This is a genomic window from Thiocapsa rosea (assembly GCF_003634315.1).
GTDB classification, from domain to species: Bacteria; Pseudomonadota; Gammaproteobacteria; order Chromatiales; family Chromatiaceae; genus Thiocapsa; species Thiocapsa rosea.
Map to the genome: position 1 here is coordinate 4,991,459 of NZ_RBXL01000001.1, position 14,000 is coordinate 5,005,458.

Genomic DNA, 14,000 nt, shown 5'->3' on the forward strand with positions numbered 1-14,000 from the left:
ATCAGTCGGCGGTGCCAAGAGCAGAGGGGTTGAGTACATCCATGGTCTCGTCGCCCATGCCCATGACGAGCACGCCTTTTGATGTGGCATAGGTGACGATGCTCTGGTCCGGGTAAAGACTGGCCAACACACCGATCAAACGCCGATCCGCGAACTCCGGGAAGACCTCCGGAAACTCCGCCAAGACCCGCAACACCTCATCGACGTTTGCACTGATCAGACGACTCTTCGTTTGGTTGATCAGGACGAAGCCTGGACAAACGAGAAGTGCGTCGTACTCCCGACTATCGCCGTTGAAACGACGGCGCAGACGGACACCGAACAGATCGGGCTGCGGACAACCCAGAAGATCTCGCGCAACCCGCGGGAGGCTCGGCGCGACGATATCCTCGACCAGGGTCCCGAGTCGATTCGCCAGCTCGCCCCATTGCCGATTCATCGACTTGCGGTCGCGCTCCGCCTCTTCCCGGTAACGCAAGGACTCGTTCTTGAAGTCCAGCATCTCGTCTTTGAAGTCCTTCATTTCTTCCTTGAAGGCGCTCATCTCGTCCTTGAAGGAACCCATTTCGTCCTTGAAGGCGCTCATCTCATCCTTGAAGGCGCCCATCTCGTCCTTGAAGACACCCATTTCCCCTTTGAAGGCGCGCATTTCCTCCTTGAATGCGAGCATCTCCTGCTGCAAACGCACCTGGCCGTTGTAGGCCTTGTTGAACTCGACACCGACACTTCGGGTGAAGGCTTCGAGCGCATCCTCCAATCGATCGACGCGATGTTCCAACACGGCAGACATGGGGCAAACCCTCGATCAGTCGCTCTGATTTCGACACAGTCAGTATGGCGCAGGCGGCGCGTACACACCAACTCGGCTGCAGCGCCACGGCTCGTCGTCCCGGCCATCCATCGCGCTCGCCACTGCGTTTACTTTCGGTAACACCTGCGGAAACGCGTTACGGCCATCCCACCGATCTGTTTTGCCGAGCTTTTCAGGCTAGACGCGGGGAGTCGCGTTACCTTTAGGTAACCGAGCGTCGCACCGGCGGGATCGCGCTCGTCCGACTCATCAGCATTTTTACTCTTTATTTCAGCGCCCTATAAAACACACCGACTCGCTATGGTATGTCGAATGCAATTCCAGACTCGCGTAAACCCGAATCGCCCACCCTCGACCACATCGAGCACCACCTAAAGGCATGACAACAGTCAACGTGCATCGTCCCGACCGCCAGCCTTCGCGAGCACTCGGTCCGACCACCCGCCTCGCCATTCACGCAGACGCCTGCATCCCCGCGCGGTTCCCGGAGATGTCTTGCCGACGGTGCGCGGATGCTTGTCCAACCGGCGCGCTGGTCGCGACGTCGGAAGGACCGGAGTTGGCCTCGGGCTGCGTGGACTGCGGGCGCTGCGTGGTGGCGTGTCCGACCGAGGCGCTGTCCGTGCCCGGATTCGAGATCACGCCGACGACGAGCGGGATGATCGCGATGGATTGCTGGCGCGTCCCGGCGAAAGACTCGCCGAGCGGTGCCGTGCGGGTTCCATGTCTCGGCGGACTCTCCACGACCAGACTCGCCGAGCTGACGGCCGAGGCCGACGAACGCCCCGTCGCGCTGCTCGATCGCGGCTTCTGCGCCCGATGTCCGGCCGGGGTGCGCGAGCATCCCGACACCCACCCCGCCGCGCTCGTCATCGACGAGGTCCGCCGACTGCTCGACGACTGCGGTGTGGCCCCGACCGATGGGCCGCGCCTGATCGCGATGCCGCTGCCCGCCGCCCGCATGGTCGAGGGCATAGGCGAGCCGCTGCTGGAGTCTCGGATCAGCCGACGCGCGCTCTTCACCGGCCAGGCGCTTCGGACAAGCCAACCGGCGCCGGCGCCGCGCGCCACTCCGCCGGCCCAAACCGCGGGCCTCGGCCGTCAACGCCTGCTCGCCGCCCTGCAACGCCTCTCGGCAGCCGAGCGCCCCCTGCCCGCACGGCTCTTCCCGAGCCTGACGGCAAACCACAACTGCGCCGACCACCGCGTCTGCGCCAGCGCCTGCCCCACCGGCGCGCTCACGGCCTACACCGAGGACGCTGCGCGAGGTCTCCGTTTCGATGCCGCCGCCTGCATCGCCTGCGATCTCTGCACCCGACTCTGCCCGGAGCAGGCACTGACGCTCGACGGCTCGGACGAGACGACGACCGAGCGGACACCGCAACGCCTGACCCGACACGCCACGCAGACTTGCCCGGAGTGCGGTGCGGAGCACAGCAACCCCGAACCCGTCTGCCCGGCATGCCGACGCGATCGAGACTTCGCCCGCAGTGCCTTTTTAGCGTTCAGCCGCCGGCCCCCGGCCTCCAGCCTCCAGCCCGACGCAGGGGAAGCTGAAAGCTGAAAGCTGAGAGCTGAAAGCTGAGAGCTGAAAGCTGAGAGCTTACCGCTGGCGGCAGGAGGCAGGAGGCAGGAGGCAGGAGGCTGGAGGCTGGAGCCTGGCAGCTCAACAATCCCATCCAACAACAACACCGGAGGAGACCACCGATGGACATCCTGAACACGGGCCTCTCGCGCCGCCGCTTCCTGCAGGCCAGCGGCACGGCAGGCGCCTTGGGCGCGGTCGGACTCGGCGGAGGCGCCCTGACCACGCTGCACGAGGCCGAGGCACAAGCGGCCACGGCGCCGTCCGAGACCAAGATCACCAAGAACATCTGCCATCAGTGTCCGGCGCGCTGCGGCATCGATGTCTACACCACCGACGGGCGCGTGCATGCCATCTACGGCAGCGCCGATCATCCCATCTCCAACGGCAAGCTTTGTCCGAAGGGGCCGCTCGGGACCTACATCCTCTACGACCCCGACCGCTTCAAGGGGCCGATGAAGCGCACCAATCCGAACAAGGGGCGCGACGAGGATCCGGGCTTCGTGCCGATCTCCTGGGAAGAAGCCCTGGATACCGTTGCCGAGCGTTTGAACACGCTACGCGACAAAGGCGAGTCGCATCGCTTCGCACTCTGCTACGGCCGCGGCTGGGGCGCCTCCTGCGCCGGACTACAGGGCACCTTCGGGTCGCTCTACGGCTCGCCCAACGTCGCCATCGGGCACTCGTCCATGTGCTCGGACGGCAGCATCATCTCCAAGAAGGCACTGGACGGGATCGGCAGCTACAACGCCTACGACTATGCCAACGCCAACATGCTCCTGATGTTCGGCGTCGGCTTCCTGGAAGCCTTCCGGCCCTACAACAACAACATGCAGGTCTGGGGCTACATGCGCGGCGTGAAGGTCCCCAAGACCCGGATCACCGCGGTCGACATCCACATCAACACCACGCTCGCCGGCTCGGATCGGGCGCTCATGATCAAGCCAGGCACCGACGGGGCGCTGGCGCTGGCGATCGCCCACGTCATCCTGACCGAGGGGCTCTGGGAGCGCCCCTTCGTCGGCGACTTCACCGACGGTGTGAATCGCTTCAAGACCGGCGAGCGGGTCGACCCGTCCCTGTTCGAGGAGAAATGGGTCAAGGGCCTGGTCGACTGGTGGAACACGGAACTCAAGGACCGCACCCCGGCCTGGGCCGCCGAGGTCACCAGCCTCTACGAACGCGACATCCTGGCCACCGCGCGCGAATTCGGCACGACCCGGCCCAGCATCGCGCTGTTCGAGCGCGGCGCCCATGCCCATTCCAACGGCGTGCTGAACGGCATGGCGATCCATGCGCTCAACGCCTTGGTCGGCTCCTTCTATGCCAAGGGCGGGCTCATGTATCAGATGGGGCCGTCCTACGGACCCATGCCGGTCGATGCGAAGGACTTCACGGACGACTACGCCGCGAACGGTCCCTGGAAGGCTCAGCCACGTATCGATCTGAAGGGCGACAAGGACGGCTATCTGCTCGCCAACAACATGCTCCAGGAGCTCGGGCCGAACTCGCTCGCGGGCAAGCCCTACAAGCTCGACACCGTCATGTTCTATCTGACCAACCCGATCTGGACGGCGCCGAACGGTCAGGTCTGGGAAGAGGCGCTCAAAGAGCTGTTCGTCGTCGACACCTCGCCCTTCCCGGGCGAGAGCGCCATGTTCGCGGATCTGATCCTGCCCGATCACACCTATCTGGAGCGCCTCCAGGACGCGCCGACCTATCCCTTCAAGGGCTGGCCGATGACGCAGCTTCGGGTGCCGGCCGTCAAGCCGCTCTACGACACCCAGTATTACGGCGACACCCTGATCGAGATCGGCAAGCGCATCAAGGGGCCGATGGGGGAGTACTACAAGGCGCTGGACAACACCGAGAACGTCATCCGCCATCTGGCGAAGGGCTTCGCGACGGATCCTGGCGACAACGGGGTCAACGACTTCGAGAGCTGGAAGGAGAAAGGCGTCTGGTACAAGAAGCCCTACATCTATCGCTTCGTCGACGGCGAGTTCCGGAAATGGGACGGTGCGGATTACACGATCGTGATGAGCGAGGACGAGGTGAAGGCCGACCTCTTTAAGACCGACTCTGGCAAGTTCGAGCTGCGCTCCGGCTGGCTCGAGTCCAATGCCGACTGGATCGCGCAGAAGACCGGTCGCGACCCGAGAAAGCTGATGTTTCCGCACTGGGAAGAGCCGGTCCATCCGGGCGGCGGCGATCTCTATATGGTCACGCCCAAGGTCGCCATGCATGCCGAGGGCCGCGGTGCGAATCTCCCGGTCGCCATCGCCAACCTGCAACCTGTGCTGGGCGGGCGCAAGACCGTCTACATCGAGATCAACCCTGCGACCGCCCGAGAGCGCGGGATCGCCGACGGCACGAAGGTCCGGCTGAGCTCCGACCTCGGCAGCATCGAGGGCTACTGCAAGTATTACGAGGGCTGCCGACCCGACACCATCGTCTTCCCGATGGAGCACGGGCATTGGGCGATGGGACGCTGGGCCAAGGATCGCCTGCCGGGGCATTGCGGGGAGATCACGGTTAATCAGTCCGACCGCATCACGGGTCAGTGCAGCTACTACACCACCAAGGTGAGCATCGCCCCCGCTTGAGCCGTATTGAGCCGCGCCTGAGCGCAACCGCAGCGTTTGAGAGTCGAGCACTGTTCGGCGGATATCAAAGACCTCTGCCGGGCGCGGCTCAAGAATTTTTAAAAGAAAACACTTGAATCGCGTCGCGCCGACGCCTCGGAGTGCATGCGAGACCGACCAAAATCTCGATGCTTTCCCGTCGCACCGAACGCGATTCAACACATGAGGAATCAGTCATGGCGAAATGGGGAATGGTCATCGATCTGGACACGTGCACCGGCTGCCAAGCCTGCACGACGGCCTGTGCGATGGAGAACAACCGCCTGCCCGGCGAGAACTGGCAGGACGTGCTTTTCTATCACGAGGGCACCTATCCGAACGTGAAGCTGATGTGGTTCCCGCGGCCCTGCATGCATTGCGAGAACCCTTCATGCGTGTCGGTCTGTCCGACCAAGGCGACCTACAAGGACCCGGACGGCGGCTTCGTGCTGATGGACTACAACAAGTGCATCGGCTGCAAATACTGTCAGGTCGCCTGCCCGTACGGCGTGCGTTTCTATGTCGACGAGAAGGCGGTGGTGCAGCCGGATATCCGCGGGGTCTTCCCGAGCGAGGCGGGCCGCCAGTGGGATCCGCCCTACAAGGGTCCGCAGGACGATCCCTCGCGCGGGATCGGCATCCAGCCGCACGGCGTCGTCTCCAAGTGCACCTTCTGCTACCACAAGGTCAGCAAGGCGCCGAAGGGCGTGGCCGATCTGGACGAGGACATCCCGGAACTCAAGGAGTACGTGCCGGCCTGCGTGCGGGTGTGCGCCCCGAAGGCCCGGTTCTTCGGCGATCTGGACCAGCCCAACAGCAACGTCAACAAGATGATCGCGGACAAGCGCGGCGTGCGCCTGAAGGACGAGACCGGCAACAAGCCGCAGGTCTATTACCTCTCGGGCGGAGCAACGGCCTCGGTGCCGTCGTTGCGCAGCATGAGCGATTCGGACAAGGCCTAAACCGCGTCCAGAGCGACATGCGTCATTTTCACGTTGTGTCGGGATTAGGGATTTTTCCGAACTTCGTGGAGACGCGGTTTAGAATTTTAAATTTTTTAGAACCTTAAACCGCGCCGGCTCCGACAATCGTCGAGTCTGCCGAGGCCGATCCCATCTAAAAAACGTCAAATACCGCGCCGGGCGCGGTTTAAGGGGAGGAGATCACCATGACCAGCGTCACCGTTTCCAACAAAGAGATCACGAGCAAACAGCTCGGGATCATGCTGCTTGCCCTGATCGGGCTCGGCATTGCCGGCGGGATTGCCATCAGCAACCTGATGGCCGAGGGCCACGCCGCCTACAACACCAACAACCTCGGCCTCTTCTGGGGCTTTCCGATCGTGATCTACGACTATTTTCTGTTGACCTCCACGGGGCTGGCGATGGTCGCCTCGATGGCCCTGATCTTCGGCGGGGAGGAGTATCGCCCCATCATCCGGCGCTCGCTCTGGCTCGCCCTGGCCGGCCTGCTCGGCGGGGTCGCGGTGCTGATGCTGGAGCTCGGCCATCCGCTGCGCGCACTCTGGGCGATCCCCTTCAGCTTCGCCTTCAGCTCGCCGCTGTACTGGAAGGTGATGGCGGTGAGCTTCTATGTCCTGTCGCTCCTGATCCTGCAGGTGCGGATGATGAAGCCCGATTGGCGCATGCAGGATCTGCGGATCAACGCGATGGTCACCCTGGCGCTGGCGCTCGGCGTGACGGCCATCGCGGGTGTCGTCTACGGCTCCCAGAGCTTCCGGCCCTTTTGGGCCTCGGGCGATATCCCGGTCGCCTTCATCTTCGAGTCGCTGCTGGGCGGCCTCGCCTTCATCATCTTTTTTACCTATCTCGCCTACGCCTTCAACGCGGCCGCGGTTCCGGCGAGCGTGAAGCGACTCTTCAACGACCGCTTGTCCACTCTGCTGGCTCTGGCGATCTTCATCCATCTCCTGTTCGTGCTCGCGCGCATGAGCAGCGGGCTCTACGGCAATGTCGAGGGGCTGCAGGTGTGGCAGCACATCGCCGCCTCGCCGCTGTTCTTCGCCGAGATCCTCATCGGTCTGCTGCTGCCGCTCGTGTTGCTGATGTATCCAGGCACGCGCATCCGCCCGTGGGCGCAGATCCTTGCGTCCCTGCTGGTGATGAACGCACTGCTGATCTCGCGCTACGAGTACATCATCGGCGGTCAGCTGGTGCCGCTGTTCAAGGGATCCTGGGCACCGGAGCTGCTGAGCTATGCGCCCTCGCCCACCGAGTGGCTGCTGTTGTTGGTCGCCATTTTCCTGTCGAATGCGGTCAATGCCCTCGGGGAGGTGACCCTGCGTCTCGGGCGCGAGGGGTGATTCGGGGTGGTCGGGCTCGGTGCGGGGGTCGAGACCATCGCGCATCCGGCCGACCCGACCTCGGTGGCCGACTGCCATGTCGCTGTCCGATGACGCTTCGCTCATCCGACCTGCGACGCTCATCCGACCTACGACGGGACGACGCCACAACACACCGACTCTCGCGACACCGCTCCGGCGGTGTCGCGCATCTCCCGGCGCTCCGCGCCACGGACAACGACAAGGTTTTCGAGGTTGAGCGATGACGACCGATACGCTGCTTGTGAGCAAATCCGAGCTTTTCCTCTGTCTGGCGCGGGCCTTCGCGATTCCGAGCGGCCCGGATGCCTTATCTCTGCTTCGCGATGCCCTGCCGGAGGATCTGGCCGAGCTTGCGGCGGACTGCAGCTACGACATCGGCGAAGCCCTGGCCGATTACCGCACGGCCGTGACCGAGATCCCCGACGGGGATCGTCTGCTGGTCATCTACTCACGGCTCTTTCTGGTGCCGGGCGACCGGCACCCGAGCCTGAACACGGGCGCCTATCTCGACGGCACGGTCGCCGGCGGCAGCGTCACGGCGATGGAGACCTGCTATCGGCGTTGCGGTCTGGGGAAGGACGCGGCCGTCCAGGATCTGCCGGATCATCTCGCGATCCAACTGGAGTTCGTCGCCCGTCTGCTCGCCGCCGAGTCGCAGGCGAGCATCACCGGCACGAGCCCTCCGCCGATCACGGCCGGAGACTTTCTCGCGACCTTCGTCGCCCGCTGGATCGGCCCCTTCCGTGCCGATCTCGAAGAAGCGGGTCGTCGCTTCAAGCTGGGCGACAACCCCTATCGGCATCTTGCGCGGATCCTGGAGAGCGCCGTTCGGAGCGAGTTTGCGCTGAATCCGATCGAGGCCGCGCCCGCGCCTGCGGTCGATCCCGAGATCGCGCGTCTGCGCAGCCAGCTCTCCGGCAAACCCATCACCGAGGAGGATCTGGCCATCATCCGGGCACGTCTGGCGGCCGACGGTCTGCCCAGCGATCATGTCGCGATCCCGCTCGACGACCGCGACCGCATCATGGGGCTCTCGACCATGGTGCCGCCGGCAGCGCCGTCGCATCGGATGGCGTCGCTTGGTTGAGCGCCGAAGAGCACGGATCCCCATCGAGCGCGCGTCGGGATCATGTGGTCGCGGATGCTGCCGATGATCCTCGTCGCGTGCCTGACCAGCACCGGGCTGCGCGCCGAGCTGTCCGGCGAGGACGATCTCGGCGGTGGTCGCGTCGATTCAAAGCGACCGACCGGATCCCAGGCAAGCCTCGCGCATGAGACCGTTCTATCGAGATCGCCAAACGGAGCGACAGGTGCCATGATCCCGATGAAGCCCACCGCTGTCGCGTTCGTCCTGACCTGGAGTCTGATTCCGCTGCTTGCGGACAGTGAATCGACGAGCCCCGGTGTGCTCGACACCGAGACCGCGACCCGAGATCAACCGAATCGGGGTCGCGATGATCCCGCTCCCGGTCTCGGGCAGGCGGAATCCGCAAACGGCAACGGTCAAGCGCCGGAGCCGGAATCGGAGTCGGCGGATCCGTCCCGATCGGACCAGCGCCGAGGCGAAACCCCTTCGCTCGGACTGTGCGACGGAAGCTGAGCCGCCGTTGCCATTGATCGGTGACCGTCGGCAACCTGATTCCAGCTCGACATGTCTCTCAGGCAGACGCGGAGGACACGGAGAATCCGAGACCTTTCCTGCGTATGCTCCGTGTCCTCCGCGTCTCCGTGAGAGATTTTGAAACTGATAGGTGCTACCCGCATGAACGCTCAAACCCTCACAGACCCCTTCGGCCGACACATCGCATACCTGCGCCTGTCCGTCACCGACCGCTGCGACCTGCGCTGCGGCTACTGTCTGCCGAAAGGCTTCAAGGGGTTCGAGGAGCCCGAGCATTGGCTCACCTTCGACGAGATCTACCGCGTCGTCGGCGCCTTCACCGCCTTGGGGGTGAGCCGTGTGCGCATCACCGGCGGAGAGCCGCTGGTGCGACGCAACCTGCCCGAGCTGGCCGCCGGGCTATCGGCGCTGCCCGGCCTCGATGATCTCTCCATCTCCAGCAACTGCACCCGCATGGAGTCGCTCGCCGAGCCGCTCTATCGTGCCGGCGTGCGCCGGCTCAATGTCAGCCTCGACAGCCTGCGCCCCGAAGTCTTCAAGCAGGTGACCGGGGGTGATCTCGACAAGGTGCTGCGCGGCATCGCGGCGGCACGCGCGGTCGGCTTCGTCCCGATTCGCGTCAATACCGTCGTCATGCGCGGGGTGAACGACGAAGAGATCGAAGACATCCTCGGCTACTGCGCGGACAACGGCTTCACGCTGCGCCTGATCGAGACCATGCCGATGGGCGCGACCGGTCAAGCCGCGCGGGATCAGTATCTCGATCTCCAGACGGTGCGGCGCCGCTTGGAGCGGCGTTTCACGCTGATCCCGGACATCCTGCCCGGCGGCGGCCCGGCGCGCTACTTCCGGCTCGGCGCGACCGACACCCGAATCGGCTTCATCACACCGATCTCGCAGCATTTTTGCGAAACCTGCAATCGGGTACGGTTTACGGTCGACGGCACCCTCTATCTGTGTCTCGGCCAGGAGAGCAGCTACGCGCTGCGACCGCTCCTGCGCGACGGGATCAGTGACGACGCCTTGCTCGACCACCTGAAACAGGCCATCGCCCTGAAACCCGAGCGTCACGAATTCAACGAGCGCCCGGAGAAGGTCATCCGATTCATGTCGATGACAGGCGGATGAAGCCCGGGCGAGCCCCTGACCTGCCCCGCCATCGTCTCGACAACACCGAAAACCAAGACTTCAACACCTTCACCGTCGGTCTGAATGCAACGTTCGGGTATTGACCGATCCCCTACCCTGGTCGGCGCACGGGATGTGCCCGGCCTGCAGCACCACCAACCACTCAACACGCCATCAGAGGAGACCTTCATGTCGCACAGGCTTTATCGAGCACTTCTGCCGATCGGGTTCGCCGCGCTGCTTGCGTTGATGTTCGCGCCCATCCAGGCGCTCGCCAATCCGGATTTCCTGGTCGATGCCGACTGGCTGACGGACGCGATGGACGACGAGAACACGATCGTCCTCGAGGTGCGTTATCACCCCCATCGTTACTTCACCGTGGGCCACATCCCCGGCGCGATCCAAGTGCAGCGCTTCAAAGATCTCGGCGACAACGACGCCAGCCCGATCATGCGCTTTCCCTCTCGCGAGACCTTCCAGAACACGCTGCGCGGTTGGGGCGTGAACGACGACTCGACACTCGTGATCTATGACGATTCCAGCACGGCGCTGGCGGCGCGACTCTATTTCCTGCTCGACCTCTACGGCTTCGACATGGACGGGGTGAAGATCCTCAACGGCGGGACGATCGAGTGGACCGGCCTCAACGAGTTGGAGAAGGAGCCCACGCCGCCGAGAGCGCCCGGCACGGTGACCCTGAAGGACGCCGACCCGGCGCTCTTCGCCGAATGGGCCGGCGTCTACGACGATGTCGTCTCGCGGCGCGACCCGTCCGTGGTTCTGATTGATGCGCGTCCGAACGACATGTACACCGGCGAGGTGATCCGACACTCGATCATGGGCGGGCACATTCCGGGGGCCATCAATGTCGTAAGTCTCGACGGAGTAGACGGTCAAACCGGCAAATGGCGGAGCGACGAGAGCATCGCCGCACTCTATGCAGCGATCCCCAAAGACAAGCGGATCTACGTTTACTGCCACGACGGCTTCCGGATGGGCCTGGCCTATCTGCAGCTCAAGCATCTTGGCTACGAGGACGTGCGGCTCTACAACGGCGGCTGGTCGCACTGGGGCAACGAGCTGACCCTGCCGGTCGTGGAAGGACCCGAGCCTTACAGCGGCGACTTTGACCTGTAATTCCGACAGATCTTAAACCGCGCCGGCTCCAGCGATCGTCGCGTCTGCCGAGACCGATCCCATCCAAAAACATCGCATACCTGCGCTGGGCGCGGTTTAGACCCATCCGGAGACACGACCTTGACGTCACTGATCGAGCCAACACAACGCACGCCGAATCCGTCCCGCACCGCTGATCGAGCAAGCCATTGCAGCGGTCACCGAACAGCCGATCCGCTGGGTCGTGAACCTCGGCATTCAGGATCACCGCTGGCTCGGCAACGCCTATTTCGCCGAGCGCGGCGCCCGGATCATCGCGCTCGCGCGAACGGTCGAGACCCAGGGCGCCTATGCCGACTCGCATCTCGTGCGGCTGCGCGAGACGCTGGGCGATCGACTCGAAGGGACGGTACCCCTCACCGCACCCGAGCCGATCGAGACGGACCGCGCAGCACTGGATCTCGGCGGCGTGCGGATGGACCTGCTCTGGCTCGGCGATGCCCATTACGTCGGCGACGCACTCCTCTGGCTGCCCGAATTCGGCGTGCTCTTCGCGGGCGACCTGGTGTACATGGATCGCATCGTCGGGGTCTGGCCGCACAGCCGGATTCGCGCCTGGCGCGACACCTTCCACGCGATGGATGCGTTGCAGCCAAAGGTCGTCGTCCCCGGCCACGGCAACCCGGCTGATCTCGACAAGGCCAAGCGCGACACCGGGGACTATCTGGACTGGTTGGTCCGGGAGGTCGAGAGCGCACTCGCCAACTGGGAGCCGATCGACGAGACGGTCGAGCGACTGGCCGACGCACCGGATTTCGAGCATCTGGAACATTTCGAAGGCTGGCATCGGCGCAACGTCAACCAGACGTACCTTCAGTTGGAGGCCGAGTAGCCGGCGGCACCCTTGATGTGCCTCGTTGATTGGACCGGCCACACGAACCTTAATCAGCTCGTGACATCCGCTCCGAGGTGTCACGCATGCCCCGTGCAACTGAGGCCGAATCTTTGAACGATGCCCAATCGACGGTCTCACCCTTGTACCGGATCAAACGCATGGACATTCGGTTTCCCATATATGCGAATAACCGGATATGATCCTCGACAGCACGCGTGCCGATCCAGATTCCGGCCCGGCGCGCCCATCTCGAGTCCAACTGCGAGGGCATCATGAGCAGCCAATGCGAAACCGCGGGCAAGCAGGCCGGCGGCGCACCCATGGGGTTTTTCGAACGCTATCTCACCGTTTGGGTCTTCCTCTGCATCCTGATCGGCATCGGCATCGCTCTCCGCCACCGGGTACCCGATGCCTTTCATGCGGTCGCCGCGATCGAGATCGCGCAGATCAACCTGCCGGCGGCGATGATCATCTGGCTGATGATCATCGCCATGCTGCCGAAGATCGATCTGAAGGCGCTTAATGGCGTGACCGAGTGCTGGCGCCCGGTCTGCGCCGGATCGGCCGGTTGAGGGGGCCTCGATGGAGACCTTCACACGCCTTCTTCCCGCTCTCGTCGCTTTGGTCCTGGTGCTCGCCGGTGCCGGACTCTATCGCTGGCTCGGGAGCCCCGACGGCGCTCCCCCCGGCACCACGGGCGACCGAGATCACGGCCGACGGTCGGCCCGTGCTGGTCGAGCTGGGCTCCGGCTCCTGCGCGAGCTGCGTAGCCATGCATCGTGTGCTCGACGAGCTTGAGGCCAGCCACGGCGATCACCTGCAACTGGTGTCCATCAACATTCTCGAGCAGCCAGAGCTGGTGCGTCAGTGGAAGGTGATGGCCATCCCGACCCAGGTCTTCCTCGACGGGAGTGGACGCGAGTTCGGGCGACACATCGGGTTTCTCTCGGCGGACGCCATCCGTGAGCGCTTTGCGGCGGCAGGGCTGCCGCTTGACGCGGCAGCTGGCGACGACTCCTGATGGAGTGGCTCGCACCGCTGTCGCAGGCGCTGTCCGGTGCCGCCTGGTTGGCCGCGCTGGCGGCCCTTGCCTGGGGCTTTGCCAGCATCTGGCTCAGCCCTTGCCATCTCGCCGGGATCCCGCTGCTGGTCGGCTATCTGGCGGGCACGCCTGAGCCGAGCCGGGAGCGCGCGCGTCGCGAATCGCTCATCATCCTTGCCTTTGCGCTGGGTGTGCTGATCAGCCTGGTCCCGCTCGGCGCCGCAACCCTCTTGCTCGGACGCATCGCCGGCGATGTCGGGGTCTCAAGCAATTATTTGGTCGCCGGCCTCTGTCTTCTGGCCGGGCTCTATCTGCTTGACTGGCTGCCGATCCCCTGGCGCGGCAGCCTGCCCCAACCCAAGTCAAGGGGGCCGACCACGGCCCTGCTGCTCGGACTGATCTTCGGCCTGGCCCTGGGTCCCTGTGCTTTTGCCTGGATCGCACCCCTTTTGGGCGTGGTCTGGATGCAGTCCGCGGAGGGTTTGGTGGCCTTGCCAATCCTCCTGCTCGCCCTCTTCGCCTTGGGGCACTGCGGCGGCGTGCTGCTCGCGGCCGGTTCTCTGCACGGCGTCCAACGCTGGCTCGATACCCTGGGGCGGGTCCGCGGCTTCGGCTATGGACGGGCCGCTTGCGGTGTCTTGCTGCTGGTCGCGGCCGGGTATTTAATCGCGAGCGCATGAACACCAGGGGTGACCACTGGCGAATGCCTGCCCTTGACCGCATAACGCACCGACGAAGTCTCGGGTGCGCGATGGACCGCGATCGACCTCGCGGCCTACGCGTTCTTCCAGAGCGAGGAGTCCTTCACCAGTGTGGCCAACGGAACGATCATGA

13 protein-coding genes are annotated in these 14,000 nt (G+C 64.3%); 12 read left to right on the top strand and 1 reads right to left on the bottom strand.

The features are described from left to right. Window position 1: 1 nt before the first annotated feature. The gene (locus BDD21_RS22225; RefSeq protein WP_245969746.1) at window positions 2-790 is read right to left on the bottom strand and encodes a hypothetical protein; all 789 of its coding nucleotides are present in this window, start codon (window positions 788-790) and stop codon (window positions 2-4) included. Between the two features lie 400 nt (window positions 791-1,190). Between BDD21_RS22225 and BDD21_RS22230 the strand changes: the two genes are divergently transcribed. The 12 genes from BDD21_RS22230 (at window position 1,191) to BDD21_RS22285 (ending at window position 13,846) form a co-directional block, all read left to right on the top strand. Then, window positions 1,191-2,375 (top strand): 4Fe-4S binding protein, encoded by a 1,185-nt coding sequence (locus tag BDD21_RS22230; RefSeq protein ID WP_120799027.1) that lies wholly within the window; start codon window positions 1,191-1,193, stop codon window positions 2,373-2,375. Window positions 2,376-2,518: 143 nt separating this feature from the next. Then, window positions 2,519-5,002, top strand: a complete 2,484-nt coding sequence (locus tag BDD21_RS22235; RefSeq protein ID WP_120799028.1) for a molybdopterin-dependent oxidoreductase — start codon at window positions 2,519-2,521, stop codon at window positions 5,000-5,002. A 215-nt stretch (window positions 5,003-5,217) separates the two neighbouring features. After that, complete coding sequence (locus tag BDD21_RS22240) at window positions 5,218-5,982, top strand: 4Fe-4S dicluster domain-containing protein (protein ID WP_342769615.1); 765 nt, start codon at window positions 5,218-5,220, stop codon at window positions 5,980-5,982. Between the two features lie 206 nt (window positions 5,983-6,188). Further along, window positions 6,189-7,343 carry an NrfD/PsrC family molybdoenzyme membrane anchor subunit gene (nrfD, locus tag BDD21_RS22245; protein WP_120799030.1) on the top strand — a complete coding sequence of 385 codons (1,155 nt, stop codon included), beginning with the start codon at window positions 6,189-6,191 and terminating at the stop codon, window positions 7,341-7,343. A gap of 241 nt (window positions 7,344-7,584) precedes the next feature. Further along, complete coding sequence (locus BDD21_RS22250) at window positions 7,585-8,451, top strand: TorD/DmsD family molecular chaperone (protein ID WP_120799031.1); 867 nt, start codon at window positions 7,585-7,587, stop codon at window positions 8,449-8,451. Window positions 8,452-8,514: 63 nt separating this feature from the next. Next, window positions 8,515-8,964, top strand: coding sequence for a hypothetical protein (locus BDD21_RS22255; protein WP_147431185.1), 450 nt, complete (start codon window positions 8,515-8,517; stop codon window positions 8,962-8,964). A gap of 162 nt (window positions 8,965-9,126) precedes the next feature. Then, window positions 9,127-10,113: a GTP 3',8-cyclase MoaA gene (gene moaA / locus BDD21_RS22260; RefSeq protein WP_120799033.1), complete on the top strand. Its 987-nt coding sequence runs from the start codon at window positions 9,127-9,129 to the stop codon at window positions 10,111-10,113. 189 nt (window positions 10,114-10,302) lie between these two features. Beyond that, the gene (locus BDD21_RS22265; protein WP_120799034.1) at window positions 10,303-11,250 is read left to right on the top strand and encodes a sulfurtransferase; all 948 of its coding nucleotides are present in this window, start codon (window positions 10,303-10,305) and stop codon (window positions 11,248-11,250) included. A 223-nt stretch (window positions 11,251-11,473) separates the two neighbouring features. Further along, window positions 11,474-12,121 (top strand): MBL fold metallo-hydrolase, encoded by a 648-nt coding sequence (locus BDD21_RS22270; RefSeq protein ID WP_170164858.1) that lies wholly within the window; start codon window positions 11,474-11,476, stop codon window positions 12,119-12,121. 218 nt (window positions 12,122-12,339) lie between these two features. After that, the gene (locus BDD21_RS22275) at window positions 12,340-12,696 is read left to right on the top strand and encodes an arsenic resistance protein (RefSeq protein ID WP_211335128.1); all 357 of its coding nucleotides are present in this window, start codon (window positions 12,340-12,342) and stop codon (window positions 12,694-12,696) included. Window positions 12,697-12,764: 68 nt separating this feature from the next. Continuing rightward, window positions 12,765-13,145 (top strand): thioredoxin family protein, encoded by a 381-nt coding sequence (locus BDD21_RS22280; RefSeq protein WP_170164859.1) that lies wholly within the window; start codon window positions 12,765-12,767, stop codon window positions 13,143-13,145. After that, window positions 13,145-13,846 (top strand): cytochrome c biogenesis CcdA family protein, encoded by a 702-nt coding sequence (locus BDD21_RS22285; RefSeq protein WP_120799037.1) that lies wholly within the window; start codon window positions 13,145-13,147, stop codon window positions 13,844-13,846. The genes BDD21_RS22280 and BDD21_RS22285 overlap by 1 nt, the downstream gene beginning before the upstream one ends. The last annotated feature ends 154 nt before the right edge of the window (window positions 13,847-14,000 follow it).

What these genes read in the sequence shown, in the direction of transcription:
- BDD21_RS22240 (WP_342769615.1), top strand. Translation starts at nt 5,218, where the DNA reads ATGGCGAAATGGGGAATGGTCATCGATCTGGACACGTGCACCGGCTGC.
- BDD21_RS22285 (WP_120799037.1), top strand. Translation starts at nt 13,145, where the DNA reads ATGGAGTGGCTCGCACCGCTGTCGCAGGCGCTGTCCGGTGCCGCCTGG.
- BDD21_RS22250 (WP_120799031.1), top strand. Translation starts at nt 7,585, where the DNA reads ATGACGACCGATACGCTGCTTGTGAGCAAATCCGAGCTTTTCCTCTGT.
- BDD21_RS22235 (WP_120799028.1), top strand. Translation starts at nt 2,519, where the DNA reads ATGGACATCCTGAACACGGGCCTCTCGCGCCGCCGCTTCCTGCAGGCC.
- nrfD (WP_120799030.1), top strand. Translation starts at nt 6,189, where the DNA reads ATGACCAGCGTCACCGTTTCCAACAAAGAGATCACGAGCAAACAGCTC.
- BDD21_RS22225 (WP_245969746.1), bottom strand. Translation starts at nt 790, where the DNA reads ATGTCTGCCGTGTTGGAACATCGCGTCGATCGATTGGAGGATGCGCTC.
- BDD21_RS22265 (WP_120799034.1), top strand. Translation starts at nt 10,303, where the DNA reads ATGTCGCACAGGCTTTATCGAGCACTTCTGCCGATCGGGTTCGCCGCG.
- moaA (WP_120799033.1), top strand. Translation starts at nt 9,127, where the DNA reads ATGAACGCTCAAACCCTCACAGACCCCTTCGGCCGACACATCGCATAC.
- BDD21_RS22230 (WP_120799027.1), top strand. Translation starts at nt 1,191, where the DNA reads ATGACAACAGTCAACGTGCATCGTCCCGACCGCCAGCCTTCGCGAGCA.
- BDD21_RS22255 (WP_147431185.1), top strand. Translation starts at nt 8,515, where the DNA reads ATGATCCTCGTCGCGTGCCTGACCAGCACCGGGCTGCGCGCCGAGCTG.